Consider the following 18484-nt stretch of genomic DNA (forward strand, 5'->3'; position numbering starts at 1 on the left):
GAACCTCCTAGAATAATTTAGTAATGCTATACGGTGATTTGCCGGGCATATGTGGACAACCACCATAATTCAAATGGTTATTAAATTTATTTTCACAGGTATTAATTGTATTATCACAACCAGGGTATACATTAATTATCAAACCAACACTTAAGCCGTAAGTTCCACCATATAGGCTTAAATTATTGTTGTTATGCATGCGAATACCTCGCCTTTCTGTTAGACCTTCAAACTCATATTCAATATAGCCACCACTAAAGTAACCATTATTAATATCTTGTGGTACATTAAATGTAATTGATTTACCATCTAATGCGGTGATCTCTAATCCTGAAATGACATAATGACGGGCTTTAACCTTACATCTACTATCATAAAGTGCATGAGGGCACTTTCTGCCCCAGGTCAACCTTAATCCCTGACGACCAAATGTATTAACAATATTAGTGGTGATAATTTTGGCTTCACCAATTTTTTCACGTTTGACTTCAGTGATATTACCTACCCATACCACCCGTAACTCTTGTTGATTATCATGATAATGCATGCGATAAATTCTAATTTTTACCGATGTACTCGGTGGCACACCTCGGTAAAAAGAAACCACTTTATTCGTAACCGGTAAGATAATTTCGACATTATTATTACTGCTTGCTGATAATCCATTATCACTAATTGCAATCGCTTCCCATAGCGCATTATTAACCATTATTGAGCGATCGGCATTTGTATAGTGGTAATACAAATTCTGCCTTTTAAACTCATACAGTGTTAATGGTTGACCATTTGCAACAGAATACTCAAACTCATTCCAACTCATACCGTACCTCCCTAAATGTAACGTTTATTTTTGCCGTGCCGTCAGCATCAGTTAAATGCTCCCATACAACTTTGTCATCATTTAAACGGCATAGACGCATTATGGATATTTTGATTACTTCTTGGCACATAAATGCAACTTTTTTATTGAGCAACAACCGAAGTCCACCTTTGTTATTGCTTTTTACGTTGACAATTTCACGATATAAAATGCGGTTACCTCTCAGTAAAATTCTTAAGAACTGTCTACCGAGATAAGTTTCAGTCATGTTATTTTGTTCAATATCTAAAATTTCACTGGTTGCATCATCAACTAGTTTGCAATCATTGCTAAACGAGGGTACAAAAATTGGTTTTTGGCGACCACGGAGGGCATAAAACAAGGCACGCAGTTCAAGTTGTTTATTACGACCATTAATTAAAAATTCATGGGATTGAGTAATAAAAACACGATTTGCGCTATCTGAGTAGTACACGATACCAGTTTGATTGTCGATTTCACGTCGCATTGATTCATATGAAACATGTACATCATCTGACCAATCTGGTTCTTGCTCCAGTACATAAAAATTATTGTACATAGGTAGTTCAACATTAACGTTAATGTCATTTTTTTCAACAATTAAAAATCGTAACTCTGCGGTTGCTAATTCATCTGTTCGCCTGATAATTTTAGGTGGTTCAGTCAATTTTGCCGATTTAATAGGAAATACTTTGGCACCTTTTAAAACAGCTGTATATATTGGTTCGGATAGAGTAATACTTGAATTTGTAATTGACTCAATATTGGACACAATCGTATTACTATCATTCATAACTGTTAGATTACCGCCAACACGATAGTCTCGCCCGATAGTTGATAAATAGATTGTCTTATCACCTGGTTTGATTTCTTTATCCAGTAATGCACTATCACTATAAATCGGCAATGAAAATGAGCTTAAATAGTTATGAAATAGTATATTTTCAATTTGTCGACGTTCATGTTGATGGATAAGTATTTGAAATTCAAATGTGCGACGTGGTGTTAATCGCATTGCTACTCGCTGTTCTGCCCCTGTTTGTGATTGATGTATATTGGTTTTCCATTCTAATGTTTCAGTAATACCTTGCGACCAATTCGGTGAGAGGGAAAGCGGTAGCGAACGATTACCGCTAACAACTAATGTAACGGTTTCAGCGTTTAAAAAATGAAACGAAATTGTGCAGTCAATGCTATCCGTGCCATGACTATCAATATCAATCGATAACACTTTTAAGCTTAATCGACTAAATAAAAGTGGTAACGCCACATTACTGACAGTGACCCCTTGTTTGTCACTATAGGTAATATCAGTCAAAATTTTACTGCTGAAATAACCGTTGAAAATTGATACTTCTATAGTGCGTTGATTACTAACATAACCAACATCAATAGTGGATGGATTAATATAGAGCTTGTTATAAATAATATTTAAAAATGATTGTGTAATGTAACCTTTTCGCACATTGAATAACTGCAACGGTATTCCGCGTGTAACTGGCCCTGTTTTGTCTTCAACGACAAAGGAGAGACGAGCCATACCTTGGTATTGTTGCAAATCAAAGCTGCGCTGACCACGTAGCTTTTTCAAACCATTAATAACGTATCCTGTATGTTTGGTACTCATCACTCAATTACTCTATAAAAGTAGCCAAGGTCATAACTGTTATCTTCATCTTGAACTTTATCTGTGACAGTTTGAAACATTGTTGCCGCACAGCAATAATATTTTTCACCATTAATTTCACGAATAGTACCAGGAACAACACCATCAATTCTGGCAACATAAAAATCAGGAACTACACCGATGCGTTGATATTGTTTGCTAGCCAAATGCAGATAAATGGATTGTGGCACCAACGTTATCAAATTATTAAATTGAGATAAACTTGCCTCAACAAGCAACATATCAGGGTGGGGTTTATAGTCACGCCGAATTGTTGCATCACCAATACCCATTGCGCCTATTCCTTCATAACCTGACTCATTTGCGCCAAAAAAATAATCTTTGTCCTCAACTCTAATAACGTTAGCGAATGTACGCCAAGGGAGCGATCCGATATACAAGTACATATCACTGGTGAAGGGATATGATGCGTAACTTGTATCATTAGTGTTTGTTGAATGTGTTCCGTACGCATAATGACCACCATTGTAAATTCCATCTTTTTTTATTGTTCCAATACCAAAATGACGAAAACGACGAGAATCGACACGTACAACAACATGAATATATTGTGCTGTTGCTAAAAATGTATATGATGCAAATGGTTCATTATGAAAATTAGTACCAGCACCCCAATAATAACGATAGAAATTTGCTTTACCGTTAAACGAGCTTGAGCCTGTTTGATTGTCCCAGGGTAAATTTGCTTTAAACTGATTATTGATGGCAATGTACAACGTGGGGAGTGAATTTGATGTGCCAACTTTTAGGCTCCAAAAACATTTTTCATTATGTAAATAGAGTTCTTTTTCTTTAGTATTAATTTTATCAACAACCCACCCATTAACTGATTGTGCAAATGTCGCCAATTTTGATAATAAATCCATAACCGACGAGGCGTTACCCGTTTGATATGCCATGTTTAGCTCCTATCCTATATTTTTTCAATTGCAAAAAAATCAATATTTGTTACACGAAAACCGTTTTGAAAAATAATAAATTCGCGACCATCATCGGTTTTAATCGTATCTTCTGCCGCTCGACTTAATCCTGGTACCCAGTAAACACCATCTAACGCTCCCCAAAATTGAGTTGCACCTTTTGTCACGTCAACAATGGAAACAGGATAAAGTGGTGAGTAGCTATCAGGTGATGCAGTTAATGCATTGATTTTTTTATTGCCATAATAATAAAATTGTTCAATACCTCTTGGATAAACTAACATTGTTTGGCTACCTTTTGAACCATAAAACTGTTGCCATGATTGCGCTGGGGTAAATACATAAAAATGATTGTTACGCGGGTCGATAATTGAGGAAAAATAATCTGTTGTGATTGAATATCGCAGTAATTCATTATTACAACTACCTGCAATGACAAGTGGATAAGGGTACTCATTTGGCAATGCGTTTGGTAGCATAAATCCGCAATAACAACTTGAATAAACAGTTGTCATTTTTGTTACCACAACAAAACGACGATTATTAGCAAAAAACCAGTAATGTAGTGGATTATTATCAGCAAATAGTCCAACTTGTGTGCAATTTAACATACCGCTAAATATGTCATTGGGTTGATTGATTAATTCAACATTAAAGTAGGTTCCACCGCAGAAATAAAGATTATAAGTATCATTTAAAATGCTATTATCTGTTTTACACGCAACATAAATATTATTGCCAACAGTCGCTCCCGGCGCACTCCATGCATATGATTTTCGTTTTGCTATAGTTGCTGTAGCTGCAGTTTCGCCGCTGTAAATTTCTGTCCAGTTATCACCTGTTTTAACTAATTCACTATCAGTTGTTAAAAATAGATTTAATTTATCCAGTAAATCGATTTCGTTATCTGCAATTCCACTTTGATACGCCATAGATTAAATCTCCAAATCTTGTTTAATTGTTTGTCTATTTGCTCGAATAAATGTTTTAAATGCTCTACCACCCGTCACACTATTAATGCCACGACTGACCATATCACCCGCATCAATGAATAGTTCTTGCTGAATAACGGGACTTAATACAGTTGGTGAGCTTTTGCGTTGTTGGTTATCATCAAGTAATGGCGCTTTTGGAATATTGACATTGCTAACAGGTCCACCTGTTGCATAATAATGTAATCGTCCCGTATTGATAGCGTGAAGATAGTCGAGACCGTATTTTTTCACAGATTCAGCTTTCACAACAAATTCACCGTTTGATAAGCGAGCAGGGATTGAATCTGATGTGCTTGTACCGGGTCCACTGATATAACCACCAGTCGCTGCCACAACAGATGCTGCACCGGCTAACCCAGACATAGCAGAACTACCCGCACTAGCCGATGTAATTGCTGTGTATAAGGTCGCTGCACCACTTGAAAATGCGCCTGCCATTGCACCTGTTAATCCTGCGGTGCCCGTTGTCATTGCGGTAGTTAATGAAGTGCCCAGTTCAACCGAACCAACACTTGTCGCAGAGGTTATTGCTGTGCTCATCAATTCTGCTGAAGCGATAGCACTGGCATTTTCTGCTGTATCGGTTATTGAGCTAAAAAGTGATTTACCCAAATTACTGAGTTGATTCATGGCAATATCAGCAAGACCTTTACTTGCTACCTGAGCCATTGCTGATACGATACTTTGTGCAAGGTTTAATAATGCGTCTTTTAATTCAAACGTACCTTTTGCTAAAGAATCAAGACTACCTTGGATACCGCTTTGCAACCCGTTTTTAAATGCATTGGTTAATGCATCGGTAGTTTTATTTAGTTCTGCAATTTGCAGCTGAAGTGTAGCAAGTGCTTTTTGTGCATTTTCCCCAACTTGACCCGGAAGCGTTGTCATAGCTTGCAAAGTAGGTAAATATTTGGCAAGTTCTTGCGCTGTTTGCTTGTGCAAATCAACTAATTGGCTTTGTCCTTCAATTTGTGTAATTAAACCAGCAGTTACTTGTGCTTGTATACTTTGTTCTTTTATTGACTGTTGTGATTGTGCTTGCTGAACTTTTGCTAAAATTTCGGCAAGATTTGCTTCAGCTTTTTTTAGTGGCAATAACTGGTCAATTAAATCAATACCTTCAATATTTTTATTGGCTTTAAGTTGCGCTATAACGGCTTGATACCATCTATCAATTTCTGCTGTTTTAATTCTGGTTGGGTCAAACAATAACGAATTGAGTTGATTTTGTAATTCGTCATTAAGTTTTTTATTTTCGTGTGCTGTAATTGCATTATTTGCCGCATTAGCTCGATTACGTTGCTCTAATGTTAATTTTTGAGAATCAATCAACGTTTGCCGAGTTGCATATGTTTTTTGTGTCTGCTTATCAGCTTGTGATTCCAGCGATTTTATAAATTGCTCTGTTTCACGTGCTGCAGATTTTGCCGCTCGGGCTGATTCTTGTATTGCTTTTTTCTTTGCTTCTTGCTCATCTATCAATTGAGCATTAGCGATAATCTCTTTTTTGAGCTCTGGGCTAGCGTTTTTATACTGACCTTTTTCAATTTCGTAAAGTGCTTTAGCAACTGCTGTGCTTTTTTCTTGTAACGCAACTTTATTTTTTAATTGTTCGTTATATTGTCTTAGCTGTTTATCCGTGATTTCTTTTACATCTTTATCATATTGACCGCCTGAAAATGATTTACCGTCTTTTGATTTAACTCCTTGTGCTTGTAAATCTTTACGACCCTTTTCATCAGCCCACAGTACTTCATATTTTTTACGTAATTCATCAACCGCTTTGGCTTGTTTTTCAGCATCACTGGCATTTTGTTTATGTAGCTCATTAAGCTCCTTTTGGGCATTGATTGCTTTTTCATTAATTACATCTGTGTCATGCTTTTCTTGTGCTTCTTTTTGAAGTTTATCTCGTTGAGTCTGTTTTTCTTGTAATGCTTTATCATCATTTTTAGTATATGGAATAGATACTGACCCAGGAACAATAAAAAAACCTCTTTTTTTAGCTTTCTCCATTCTTTCAATATCTTCTTCTAAGCTTGATAATCCTAAATCAAACTTAAGCTCTTTCTTTAACTCATTACCTAGAACACTAACCCCATTTTTGAAGCGTCGCCACGCATTTTCTAACCAATTTAGCTGTTCTTTCATCTTATTAGCGCTGACTTCCATCTCTGAAGCATATTTATCTGTAGCGATTGCAATAGCCTCTTCGGTTCTACCTTGTTCTTCTAATGCGCTTATACGCTGATAAGTAGCCAGATCTAAAAAGTGATATTGTTTATTACTTTCAACAGCCCAGCTAGTGACCGAATTTTCAATACCTTTAAATGATTGAACGGCGTCTTGGGCACTTTTTTCTGTCACAGTTGCCATATAGGCTGATGCAGTAGCAATATTTTCAATCGTTTTTGCTGATAATCGCCCCGCTGATGTCAGTTCTGCAATAACACCACGTGTTTCACTGTAGTTATGATTAATTTTACCGATACGCTGAGACATAGCCTCAAGCCCGCCTGCGGTAGCACCGGCATAATTACCCGTTGAAATTAAGGCACGATTAAACCGGTCTTGGTCTGAAATTATCGTACTTATCACTTGGGACATTTTGTAAAAAGTCGCGATGAAAACACCCACCGATAATGTGGCAGCGCTAAATAATGGCGGTAATCGCCCAGTCATATTACCAATTGTTAGCAATGAGTTTCCCGCTGATGCAAAATTACCGTTCGCTAATTGTTTAAACATACTGGCGATACTACGACGGGCGCCTTTGGTATTTAAATCTAATTTTTTAGTACTTTCATTTAGCGTTTCAACCGTTGATAATGCAGCACGTTGGTTATTGATTTTTCCAAGATAATCATCAAACGTATCACTATCAATCACGCCCGCTTTTTTTGATTTTCTTAATTTGCTTTCTAATGCATCTAATCGGCTTAAACCTTTAGTTGCTGGATCAATACTTGCTAATAATTGATCCAACCCAGATTTTAATTTCTCAACCTCTTTTTGATGAGCTTTAGTAACTTTTGTCGCTGCCTCTTGTGCCTTAGCAAGTTTTTCTTGCTCTTTGATGTAATCATCCCACAAAGATTCAATATGAACTCTTTTCCATGATTCAGATTGTTGATTAAATAATTTTTGAAAACTTTCAGCGTTTTTGCGGTTTGCTTCTTGAATGGTTTTTGCTGAATCTTTAACTTCATCACTCACTTCATGAATATTTTTTTTAGCACGATTCACGTCAGCAGTGAACTTCATTGCAATATTCATATCGTTATTAGCCATTATTATTGCTCTCCGCGTAACTGTTTTACAAACTTTGTAACTTGTTTACCACCATTAAAGCCAACACAAATATCTTCAACTCTATTGGCTCGTTCTCGATTTTGTAACTTAATTGATTCATCGTAATACAGCAGTAATTGGCGTTGCGTGTAATGCGGTAACTGCTGCGCATCATGTCCATTTTTAATTAATAATGTAAAAACTTCACTCCAGCTTACTGATTTGCCTGTTTTGCAGCGTTTTGCCGAATGATTTTGCGGGTTACCGCGTTCATAAAAAAACGAGAATTAACAACCCACCACCAATCTAATAGTTGCAAACCATCTTCATATGACAACGCTTCAATAAATGAAATCGGTTTTTGAATAGAGGTACTGATTAATGAATAAACCAACTCTAAATTACCCATAATAATTGTGTCGGCTTGCTCAATAGTGATTTTGTTTGTACCGTTCATTTCTGTAACAATTAATGTCACGAACTGGTCAATTTCGTTACCAATAGTTAGTGCATCTTTAAATGAATATTCACGTACTGTAATTGTTTCACCAGCTAGCACGATCTCACGATTCGGCATTAATGTTGCTAAATCATTTGATTCTTCTTTTGTTGCTGTCACTTTTTCTGCCATGTTATTTACCTACTAATAAAATTAGAGAGTTGAATAATTAGCGGTGACACATCACCGCATAATAAAATAAATTTATTTCGCCTTTTGAACGTATGAGCCAAAATAACCAAGTGAACTATCCTTGTTTTGACTCATATCAGCCAAGACCGTGGCAGTAAGTGGTAATTCACCGTATCCCTCATTGTGTAGTAACGAGAAGTTAGAAATTGGATTGAATTTAACGCGGAATAGCTCCACAATTACATGTTCATTTTCACGGTCAGTATTGATACCATCGAGCATAAACCAACGCTCAGGCGGTTGACGGGTAAAAATGCCCAAGCTTTCAGTCTTAGCGTATGAATAATCTATCGTTGCGGTTAATGCCGTTGTAGTTAATAATTTGATTAATCCTGCATGGGCTGATTCGATTTCATAATCTGTGCCTAATACTAATGTAGTTCCATCAGCAATTTTTAACTCAACATCAGCAACAAAAGGGTTAGCTAACTTTATGCGGTCACCAATGACTAAGTCGGTTGGTAATTTTTCATCAGTAACAATACCCGCATCAACAGTAATTTTTTCACCGTAAAGCGCCAACGCAATGTTTTCGATTGATCAATCTTTTAACGTAAGATTTAACGTACCACTTTTACCCAGTGTTAATTCACCAACTTGTAGACGTTGCCCTGTATATGATTCATTTTGTGTTACCGTTTCAACACTTAACTCCATCTCGCAAGAGTCAGCGGTACCCACATGCCGAAATGCACCAGGGCGGGCTGGTGAACTGGCGGTATTACGGGTGGCAAGGTTTATGGTACCTTGCAAACTCATTAATAAATCTGACATATATTTCTCCTAAACTTTTATCGGCTACCAATGAAGTGTTGGGTTTGAAATGAATCAATCCACACTAGTACGCCGTTTTGAAAACCTAACGTTTGCCCACCAACCCATGAGACTGGACGAACTCCATCAATAAATTGAACTGTTTTACCAATCAACAAATCACGCACTGCACCAATCACTGGATTTGCTAGTTGTTTAACATTTTGAATATTGGTTGCTTGACTTGAAATATCACGTGCAACAACCACAACACCAAAATTAACACTTACTGACTGCCGTGTTCCTGTTTGCTTATCATTCGGCGTTTCCTTACCAAGCAAAACGTAAGCAGCAGGGGTAGGCACTGAAGTTAAATCAGTCAGCTTGCTGTATTCAGCACTGGTACCAACAAAAACTAAGGTTTTATCAGATATTAAACCTTTTAGTTTTTCTGCAATAACTGATACATCAAATGGTGCGCTACTCATCGTCCAAAATCCCGTAATGTGTTCATATCAAATACTCTTACCGGTCCAGTCTGTTTTGGTACACCACCTGCGACAGGCAAAGCGTCATCAATACCAAGCGAATATTTCCCTTCAGCGACCATTTTTAGAAAGCCCAGAACTTGTTTGTAATCACGCACGATAGGATCGCTTTTTTCATCAGAAACACGATTGCGATGTAATTTGTAACGAACAATAATGCGTGCCCAATCTGTCAATAATCGAGGCACAACAGTTAATGGCAGCTTATGCCCACGCTGACGCAAAAAACCATTGATTTCAGCTTCCGAATCGTTGATTGACTCAGTAATGCGCGAAATCGTTGCATGAGCCGCAGCCACATCATCCGTCGACCAGGAAGACGTATCTTGTTTATGAATAATTGCACTAAGTAAATCACTCGAAACAGGGATCTCACCATCTTGAGCAACTGTTTGCGACAGTTCAATAAGACCCGGGCGCTCAGCGAGGTTAAGCAATGTAATATATGGAACATTCATCTTATCTCCCTCAAACCAACAATAATTTATTGTTGGTTTTAGTTCACATTATTAGCCATTTGCAGGAATAACATTTTCAAACAAATAGCCCGCATCTTTAGCCACAACTAGCTCTTTGACCGATTCACCGACTCGAACACGTTGACCACCACGTAAACCGATATCAGGATCAACAATCGAACCCGAAACACGATCTTTAAATTGAGCTGTATAACCGAACGTCACACCACCTTTAGTATTTGCTAATTTATTGCGTACCGTGAATGATGCTTTATTGCCCCAAGCACGAAGTAATGCTGGCGATTTACCTGGTTTTGCACTATTTAAAAATGCATCACCGACATAAATAGCTTCTAACTCTAATAAGTCAGCTAAAAATCCGAGAGGAACTAAACCACTTTCACCGGCATTTCCATGATATGCTGAAACAATCTTTGGATGACGACGTAATATTGTGGCAACTCGACGTCCTAGTGTGCCGATATTTGGACGCTGAACCATTGCATCGAATGCATCCGTTATTAATGCTACTGGGTCACTATCAGGATTATTCCATTGCTGTGCAGAAGTTAATGTTTGTTTATTGCTGTAATTTGCACCATTAAATAGCAAATTTGCAGCTCGAACCTCACGATCTAACAAAATTAAATCAGTCGTGGCCTCAACGGCATGACCAAGTGGGTTATAGCCTGTAATGGCTGTATCAATATCATCTTGAGGGACAGGGCTATCGAGTCCCCAATCTTCAACTGAGCTTTCTTTTTCTTTGGCACTAAACTCAACTTGATTCGGTTGTGACGTCCTACCAACTTTGGTATTAGGCAAAGTAAATCGCTCTGAAAAATCAAATTCAAGCCATTTAAATGATGTGCTAGAAACAGGCACACGGGGCAAAACCTCATCGGCAATTAACTTATTATTACGGTACGCGATAGCAATTGCAGTCAACTGCGGTTCAACGGGAAAAGGACGTTGCATATAAAACTCCTATTTATAAAATTGTTTATCAAAGGCCATGGACAATTAGTTAAATAAAAATTAAGCTTGCTTACTTGGTGCAATCCAAATTGAGCCTAACTCACCTTCATTACCATTTTCTTCAGCAAAACCAACAATAAAATCACCACTGTTTGCTTTTTTCGCTCGACCATCGGCATTTGCTGTGATTGGATCACCAATCGCAATTGTTTCGCTATAAAAAACTTGTGCCAACCCACTGCGCACAACATCAAAAACCTCACCGTCACCGCCACCAACAATTGTTGATACACCGATTAATAATGAGTTACCGTCAATCGCTGTTTTTGCTAGCCCATCTTCACTACCATGACAGACAATCACGCGTGGTTTGACTTCGCCTTCAGCGGTTTTTGCTACTGTTAATCCTGGAATATTCATATAAAAAACCTTTTGGTTAAAATTAAAATGATGCTGATATTAATAATCATCCTGTAATTAATGCTCTTACTTTTTAGCTTTGGTTACATGCGTAACTGCTTGGCTAATTGAAATTGTATTGCCTTTGTCTGCCTGTTCTTTTTGATAGGCTTTGGCCGCATCAGCAATAACTTTTGGATCTTGTTTATCAACGTTATCTTCACTATCACTAGCAGCCGATTTTTCAGCAAAGTTCATAAAAGCAGGACGCTCTGAAAGTATTTTTTTGATTAAATCAACTTGGAAACTGTTAACAGTTGCATCACCTTCAGCAAATGAAATCGGTTCATTGCCTAGTGACATAAATACTTCTACGACTGTAGTTTTATGAGCAGGTAATAATTTCCCATCTTTAACTAATTCATCAGCAAAGGCAGTAAATTCCGCACGCTTGTTAGTTTGTTCTTTTTCTAGCAATGCTTGTTCACGTTTGGCTAGTTCAGCATTCTTAGCATCAATTGCTGCTTGTTGTTCGGCAAAGCTAGCGTCTAAAGGTTGTGGCATTTTTTCTTTCTCCTTTTGTTTTCTGTCGGATATTGCACGCAATGATTCAAGGCGCCATTGCGGTAAAAATAAGTCAGCACTGGCAATGTCAGCTTTTTCAATCAGCAGGTCACGCAAATTAGTTAAAATTGAAATCAAATTCTCATCAAATTCTTCATCAGCCATCGAGAACTCGGCAGCACCTTGCTTGCCGTCAGATTCGGCAAAACTGGCGTCAGGCAAGCCTTTAATGGCCGGCGCTGCAGCACCTAAAAAGCCGATATGCCGAGCATAGTAATGACCGGGTTTAGGATTGCCTGGAGAATCTGGTAAATAAATTGAAAGTGAACGTTTTTTATAACTTCCCGCATTATAGGCTTCAGCAAATTCTGGATTAATCTGATCTAACTTGGCATAAACCAAACCATCTTTTACTTCAAATGATTTTGCCCACGCATACGCAGGAGCAGTTAATTTGGGGTGACCAATTACAGCAGGTGCTTCAGATAGCGTTGGATCATAGCTTTCAGCTAAATCAATACAGTTTTCTAAAGTAAAAGTGATTTTTCGACCATCTACCGCAGTATGCGTACCAGGTTTAAAAACGGGGATAAGTGCCATAAAAAATGCTCCAACAAATTGATATAGAGCATCATGACTTATTTTGAGAAAAGGGTAATCTGAACGCGGGCAGATAATTTTTTAATGATTTGGAAAGGGGAACGGCAAAATAATAGAAGAAATATACACTAAAAACTTATTATAAAGCATTTACAACACGATTAAAGTGATTCGTAAACAAACTAATTAGCCTTTTTTAGTAAAGTGGCTTAAAACGCGTTATATTGCGTTTTAAGCAAAACCCAAGTGCTCACGCACAACATCGACCAATAGCAATTTATCTTGGGCACTAATACCTAGCCATGGTCTTGCTGGAATTACCAATTGTTTTACTGGACGACCACCAACATTTAATGCATTAGCGCTGACGGGTTTAATAATTCCGCCAAATTGATGGATAGCACCGTACACTAGATTGGTACCAAACAATAATGTATTACCTTCAATCTGCCAATGCAACGTACTTCTTAGATTACCATCTAGCGTTAAAATTTTATCTTTTTGTTTGGGTTTAGATTGTTGATACCACGGTGATAATGCTTGCCATGGTATACCGTCTGGAGATTCTTGTGCATTAAAGCGTGCTTCATGAATATCAAGTAATACTTCGCCCATATGACTAAATAAACGTTGAGTATCATCTATGGCTGCTTCAATATAAAGCATAGCATCAAGTGCATCTTGTATATTAAACTCAATATTTACGCCAGTCATTTTTTCACCTATACTAGTTTGTATGTACGGGCAGCTTCCGCCAAAGCCTCGAATCCCACGTACAGCGACCCAATCGTGGCGGTGATTGGGTTTTATTTTATGTTCGTTTAAACACTCGAACACCAACCCTCAGTTGCTCTAGATAGTCGGGGTTATCAGGCGCAAATGTCGTCACACCGAGCCAACCATCATCACCCACTTCAAATACCGCAAGCATTGGCTTAACTTCACCATCAATCATAAAACGCGAGATATAACGCCGACGAACTACCGATTTTTGTAGATGATCAAAGTATTCCATTCTTGTCCAAATTTCATCGGGCAGTTTTAACGAATCCGCAAGTAACAATAAAAATTGCTCACGACCACGTTTTGTAACTTTCAATTCACCAGTTTTGCTAACAGTGAAAAGCTGTTTACCGATTACTAATGCATCACCGGCTACATCTTTAAAAATAGCTGGTTTAGTTAACGTTGCGCCAAATTTATTTAAGAAAATATTGGCATAATCTGCTTCAGTTAGGCCTTTTTCTAACAGTCTATTTTTACTTACTTCACGGATAGCTGGCCATTCATCAGTTGCTTTGCTTGATGGTAAACCTCGTTTTAAAGTTGGATCTGTATCTAATGGATTTGGTACAAAATTATCAAGTCTTGATTGTCCGGGGATATGTTCAAAACTTGGGTCAATCCCTTCTGGCACTCTTACAATACGCGGATTACCACTATTTTCACCAATCACTCTATCAACCCAATTTATTGTTGGTGCTTTGTCAGGTTGGTGTTTTCCCATTCTTTTTAAATCACCTTTAGTTCGCCCACGAACACGACATTGACAACCATAGCCATTGGGTGGAAAGTGAGTATTCCACCAAGGATCATTAAAATCTAATACCAGATGATCCCAACTTTGATGAAGTTCACGAGGGTGTTCAACATAATCACTATGCAAATATTCCATATATGGAAATTTAGCATCACGTAATTGTTGATAACGTCCAGCTTGATAAGATGAATTTAAATTCGTTTCATAGATGATACGAGTACGCCAGTTAAAACTGCCGTTATAACTCCAACCATAACGTTCTACTATCTCAGCAAAGTCTTTACGGAACTCATCCAGTGTAGTACCTTGGCTAATTGCTTTATCAATAGCTGCACGAAAATCATTTAGTAATGCATTACGATTAGCACCCGCCACAACAAAGGCATAATCATGCTCATTATTGTAGATATCTACATAGCTGTTTGTGGGCACATTTGCTTTACGTCTGAAGAATTCAATTTGCTCTTTAAATGGCAACGAGCCATATGCGACATTAACCATTTTTGCTATCCTCAAGTAGTTCTGTGCGACCTGCTAAATTAGCTGCTGTTAATGCTTCAGCCATGACCTTTGCATATTCATCTAATTGCATATCGGGAATTAGCTTAAATAACTTATCACGTAATTCTTCTAATGATTGTACGCTATCAACCAGTTCTTTAATTTGATTAATCCATTGGTCGGTAATAGGTTGCATCTCGGTATTTAAACGATTTGATTGCAACACAGGTGCAAAGTTATTCGGTTGCTGTTCGGCAAAATCAACGTTTTTTAAAGATTGCACATCAATCGGTTCTGCTGGTGCTGGTTGCGGTTTTTCTTCCCATTCCCCGCCGTACGTATCTTGCACATGAGCTAACGTTGGGCGGTAGCCAGTGGATTCAATAATATTTTTATCACGTTCTGACATTGATTTTAAATCTTCTGGTTCATCAAAAATACGTGAAACCTGAGGAACAGCAGCACCGGGAAAATTCATCTGTGTAAACCATGTACCAGGTCCACGATTCCAGCTTTCACACATTACATCAGAATCTGATTTAGCAATTGATGTTAGTACCGCAGCTTGTAATGACTCATCACCACCGATTGAACTAGATGCACCACCTGAAGAAGTGATTTGCCCAACGGTCACGCGCCTGATTGCTTCATTCATTGAGTCGTAAAAAGCTTTGTAATCGCCAGCTCCAGACCGGGCGATTTGCAATAATTCCAGCGTCATACCTTCCGGCATAATAATTCCGCTATCAGTTTGAATAGCACGAGTTAGAGACAACAGATCACGTTTTTGTTCGGTTGTTGCGCCTGTTCCATATTTACCTACCGCAGTTGGCATACCAAACTTTTCAAGAAATATAAGCCAGAACTTAATATCATTGCGTTTAAAAAAGCTTGGCCAGTAAAGCCAGTGAGCAAGTCCAAGTCCATACGGTTCATCATCATGATCGGCACCAGTTGCATAATGCCAAAAATACGGTGCTTCGCATGCTATCCCCTCATGCATATTATTTTGTGTCAGTAAACGCAGTTCACCGGTTGGAGTAAAGCGAAAACGACGGCGATCACGAACTTTGATATCGTCAATCCAATATAGATTATCTTTGATGCCATAAATTAACTCCGCCACAGCATAACCATAAAAAACACCGTAGTGCATTAACTTAGTCACTCGGTCAAATCCAATCGATTTTAGTAACTCACTCATCGCGTCGGCAGCTTCGGTATCAATTGGTTTATCACCTCCTGAGTCAACTTTCCATTCGCGTGAAATCACCGCATCTTGACGCTGGGTGAAGGCTGATTTAACTTCATCGTCGTTTAAAACTTCTTTATAAATATCTAAACGGCCACCACCCCGATTATGAAGCACACTATCATCGGGTAGCGCTAGTGCACCCACATAGGGACGAGTAATATCATTACCATCACCTGTTCCGGCTACTTCACGGCCAGTTTCAACGCTTGGCTTTTTGCCTTTAGACCATAACATCAAATAAATCCTCCAAAATCGTTACCGCCACGAACTGTTCCAAAACCAGTATCGGCAAATTGTCCAAATGATGAATCATTCACATAACCATATAACTGATGATAAATATCACGCTCGCCTGTTGATTGTCCCTCAATTTGTGCCGTTTTATTTAACGTTGCATACCAAGCTAAGCAGCCAGCAATTGCAGAGTCACCGTGGCGAACTAAATCAGGATCTTTTAAGTCTTTCCTCTCCAGTTTCGGTACCATTGGAATTCCGTCAACAGAGCGTACGGCACGTAAATCTTGCTCAATATTTGAATCACGTGGAATATCAATTGTGCCATCTTCAAATGCGCTGATAAATTTTTGCATCCACAGTCCATACCATTGGCGGTTTAAATTAATTTCTGCAATAAATGGTCGACCAAATTTATCTGCTGTATATTCAGCTAAAACCATGCCAGGGCCCGTAGCATCCATTGCACCACCCATTAAGCGCGGTAATTTGCTAATAATAAAAAATAAAATCTGCTGTTGTTGAGCGGATGGTACATTATTTAACTCAACCGAAAATGGCACTTTACGCATTAAATTTTGTTCAATAGCCATTGGCCAAATAACTGAAAAATGGCGATGTCTAGCAAAGTCCATTCCAAAAACATGCTCATGTTGGTGATTTAAGACTGCTATCAATGGCTCTATATCTTGCTGAATCCAGTTATCACACCACGAAATGCGATCTAATTCATCTTTTTCAGCAAAATCATCACCGCAGATCAAGCGCAATACTGGACGTTCCTCACGCATAGCACGTTCAATCCAAACACCCGGAATACAGACACCTTGACCATCACGAGGAATAGCATCAAGCTCTTCACGCATAGCGGCTTTATTTGGTCCGTATGAATTACGAATTGTTGTATACCATTTCTTTTTTGACTCAATGGTTGGCTCTTCTCCTTTCATATAACAAACACGTTCATATAGACCGTTAGCAACAGCATCATCAAATGTCACTCGGTAAACTTGTGCTGTGTCACCATATATACCGTTTTCGATATCGATAACAAATTGATTAAATGGATTGAATTTACCATTATGTGATGAAATAACGATGATGCGACCTCCCCAGATTAATAAAGCTGTTGCGGCATCAAGTACACATTGTACGTCTTGGTGAAACGCAGCCTCATCAATAATGACTAAACCTTGTAAACCACGGATATTAGCGGGACGAGAAGATAACGCCGTAATTTGATAGCCTGATGAAAAACGAATTCGGTACGCCGTGATATAACGTGAATTTTTATTTTCATCAACATCTTCAAATAGAAACTCTTCAATACTTGATACTGATGATGATTGTTGCTCGGCAATAACTTTAGAAAACTTGGCACAATAGCCGATAAATTCAAGGCCTTTTTCTTTTGTGTCACCAATATAGAAAACATTCATACCACCAGCAGATTTACGAGCACCAGCGACAAGTACCGCTTCAAAACTGAATGCAAAAGTAATACCTGTACGACGACCTTTCGGAATAGCTAAAATAGCAGCTTGAATTTTTAACGCTTCAATTTGGTGTTTCATCAACACGCCATCAAATAACGGATTAAAATTATCAGGAATATCACGGGCACGGGCGGGTAATTCCTCCCATTCAATCACTCTAACGGTGGATGCAAGTTGCTTCATTATTTGATCCCTAATACTTTTTCTTTCCAGAATTGGATTGAATTTTCATCAAGACCTTGTGCTTTGGCTACACTATTAAGATTTGACTCTTGCTCGCGCAATAACTTGTCACGTGCTGCTTTTTCGATTTCCTGCCGCTCTTTAAAACTTAATTGACGGGCTTGCATGGCTTCTTTAGCGGCTTTCGCTAAAAAACTAATATCCTTGATAGTGATATCTTCTGATTCATGCGCCTTAAATGCAGCACGCGTTGCCAGCGTTGTAACAGCCTGAGCAAGTAGTGCCCCTGATTTATCATCAACACTATCACCAAGTTCATCAACCAAAATACGTGATGCTGTTTCAATTTCACGTAAGCTATTAGTCATTTCATTAAAACCTTTTTGATAGCGGTGAAGACTAGAACGGCTTGGCGTATCAGTACTTGGGAATTTTTGTTGCAGCTCTGCAATCATTTCATCAAGAGTAAGTTGATCTGCTCGTAGTAGTTTCTCAATATAACTACGTACCTCAGGCTCTAGTTTGTGGATCGTTGATTTACGTCCCATAA

At 38.3% G+C, this 18484-nt stretch carries 18 protein-coding genes; all 18 read right to left on the reverse strand.

Annotation, left to right across the window (positions count from 1 at the left end):
* Positions 1-7: 7 nt before the first annotated feature.
* Positions 8-820 carry a phage BR0599 family protein gene (locus J3U13_RS09500; protein WP_267341722.1) on the reverse strand — a complete coding sequence of 271 codons (813 nt, stop codon included), beginning with the start codon at positions 818-820 and terminating at the stop codon, positions 8-10.
* The gene (locus J3U13_RS09505; protein WP_267341723.1) at positions 807-2468 is read right to left on the reverse strand and encodes a hypothetical protein; all 1662 of its coding nucleotides are present in this window, start codon (positions 2466-2468) and stop codon (positions 807-809) included. The genes J3U13_RS09500 and J3U13_RS09505 overlap by 14 nt, the downstream gene beginning before the upstream one ends.
* The gene (locus J3U13_RS09510) at positions 2468-3427 is read right to left on the reverse strand and encodes a hypothetical protein (RefSeq protein ID WP_267341725.1); all 960 of its coding nucleotides are present in this window, start codon (positions 3425-3427) and stop codon (positions 2468-2470) included. The genes J3U13_RS09505 and J3U13_RS09510 overlap by 1 nt, the downstream gene beginning before the upstream one ends.
* A 14-nt stretch (positions 3428-3441) precedes the next feature.
* Positions 3442-4380 carry a hypothetical protein gene (locus J3U13_RS09515; RefSeq protein WP_267341726.1) on the reverse strand — a complete coding sequence of 313 codons (939 nt, stop codon included), beginning with the start codon at positions 4378-4380 and terminating at the stop codon, positions 3442-3444.
* Between the two features lie 3 nt (positions 4381-4383).
* A complete protein-coding gene (locus J3U13_RS09520; protein ID WP_267341727.1) occupies positions 4384-7734 on the reverse strand; it encodes a phage tail length tape measure family protein in 3351 nt (1116 codons plus the stop codon).
* A 214-nt stretch (positions 7735-7948) separates the two neighbouring features.
* Complete coding sequence (locus J3U13_RS09525) at positions 7949-8365, reverse strand: DUF6631 family protein (RefSeq protein ID WP_267341729.1); 417 nt, start codon at positions 8363-8365, stop codon at positions 7949-7951.
* 72 nt (positions 8366-8437) lie between these two features.
* Positions 8438-8947: a hypothetical protein gene (locus J3U13_RS09530; protein ID WP_267341731.1), complete on the reverse strand. Its 510-nt coding sequence runs from the start codon at positions 8945-8947 to the stop codon at positions 8438-8440.
* Positions 8948-8965: 18 nt separating this feature from the next.
* Positions 8966-9199: a hypothetical protein gene (locus tag J3U13_RS09535; RefSeq protein ID WP_267341733.1), complete on the reverse strand. Its 234-nt coding sequence runs from the start codon at positions 9197-9199 to the stop codon at positions 8966-8968.
* A gap of 17 nt (positions 9200-9216) precedes the next feature.
* Positions 9217-9666 carry a hypothetical protein gene (locus tag J3U13_RS09540; RefSeq protein WP_267341734.1) on the reverse strand — a complete coding sequence of 150 codons (450 nt, stop codon included), beginning with the start codon at positions 9664-9666 and terminating at the stop codon, positions 9217-9219.
* Complete coding sequence (locus J3U13_RS09545) at positions 9663-10184, reverse strand: gp436 family protein (protein WP_267341736.1); 522 nt, start codon at positions 10182-10184, stop codon at positions 9663-9665. The genes J3U13_RS09540 and J3U13_RS09545 overlap by 4 nt, the downstream gene beginning before the upstream one ends.
* A 51-nt stretch (positions 10185-10235) precedes the next feature.
* Entirely contained in the window at positions 10236-11162 is a 927-nt protein-coding gene (locus J3U13_RS09550; protein ID WP_267341737.1) for a hypothetical protein, read from the reverse strand.
* Between the two features lie 60 nt (positions 11163-11222).
* Entirely contained in the window at positions 11223-11582 is a 360-nt protein-coding gene (locus J3U13_RS09555; RefSeq protein WP_267341739.1) for a hypothetical protein, read from the reverse strand.
* Between the two features lie 66 nt (positions 11583-11648).
* Positions 11649-12725: a hypothetical protein gene (locus tag J3U13_RS09560; protein WP_267341741.1), complete on the reverse strand. Its 1077-nt coding sequence runs from the start codon at positions 12723-12725 to the stop codon at positions 11649-11651.
* A gap of 231 nt (positions 12726-12956) precedes the next feature.
* Positions 12957-13562 carry a phage virion morphogenesis protein gene (locus J3U13_RS09565; RefSeq protein ID WP_267341742.1) on the reverse strand — a complete coding sequence of 202 codons (606 nt, stop codon included), beginning with the start codon at positions 13560-13562 and terminating at the stop codon, positions 12957-12959.
* Positions 13537-14766 carry a PBECR2 nuclease fold domain-containing protein gene (locus J3U13_RS09570; protein WP_267341743.1) on the reverse strand — a complete coding sequence of 410 codons (1230 nt, stop codon included), beginning with the start codon at positions 14764-14766 and terminating at the stop codon, positions 13537-13539. The genes J3U13_RS09565 and J3U13_RS09570 overlap by 26 nt, the downstream gene beginning before the upstream one ends.
* A complete protein-coding gene (locus J3U13_RS09575) occupies positions 14759-16255 on the reverse strand; it encodes a DUF935 domain-containing protein (RefSeq protein ID WP_267341744.1) in 1497 nt (498 codons plus the stop codon). The genes J3U13_RS09570 and J3U13_RS09575 overlap by 8 nt, the downstream gene beginning before the upstream one ends.
* Entirely contained in the window at positions 16255-17934 is a 1680-nt protein-coding gene (locus tag J3U13_RS09580) for a hypothetical protein (protein WP_267341746.1), read from the reverse strand. The genes J3U13_RS09575 and J3U13_RS09580 overlap by 1 nt, the downstream gene beginning before the upstream one ends.
* Positions 17934-18482, reverse strand: coding sequence for a phage protein Gp27 family protein (locus tag J3U13_RS09585; protein WP_267341747.1), 549 nt, complete (start codon positions 18480-18482; stop codon positions 17934-17936). The genes J3U13_RS09580 and J3U13_RS09585 overlap by 1 nt, the downstream gene beginning before the upstream one ends.
* Positions 18483-18484: the final 2 nt, after the last annotated feature.

Source organism: Gilliamella sp. B2887, assembly GCF_026537015.1.
In the GTDB taxonomy this organism is placed as follows: Bacteria; Pseudomonadota; Gammaproteobacteria; order Enterobacterales; family Orbaceae; genus Gilliamella.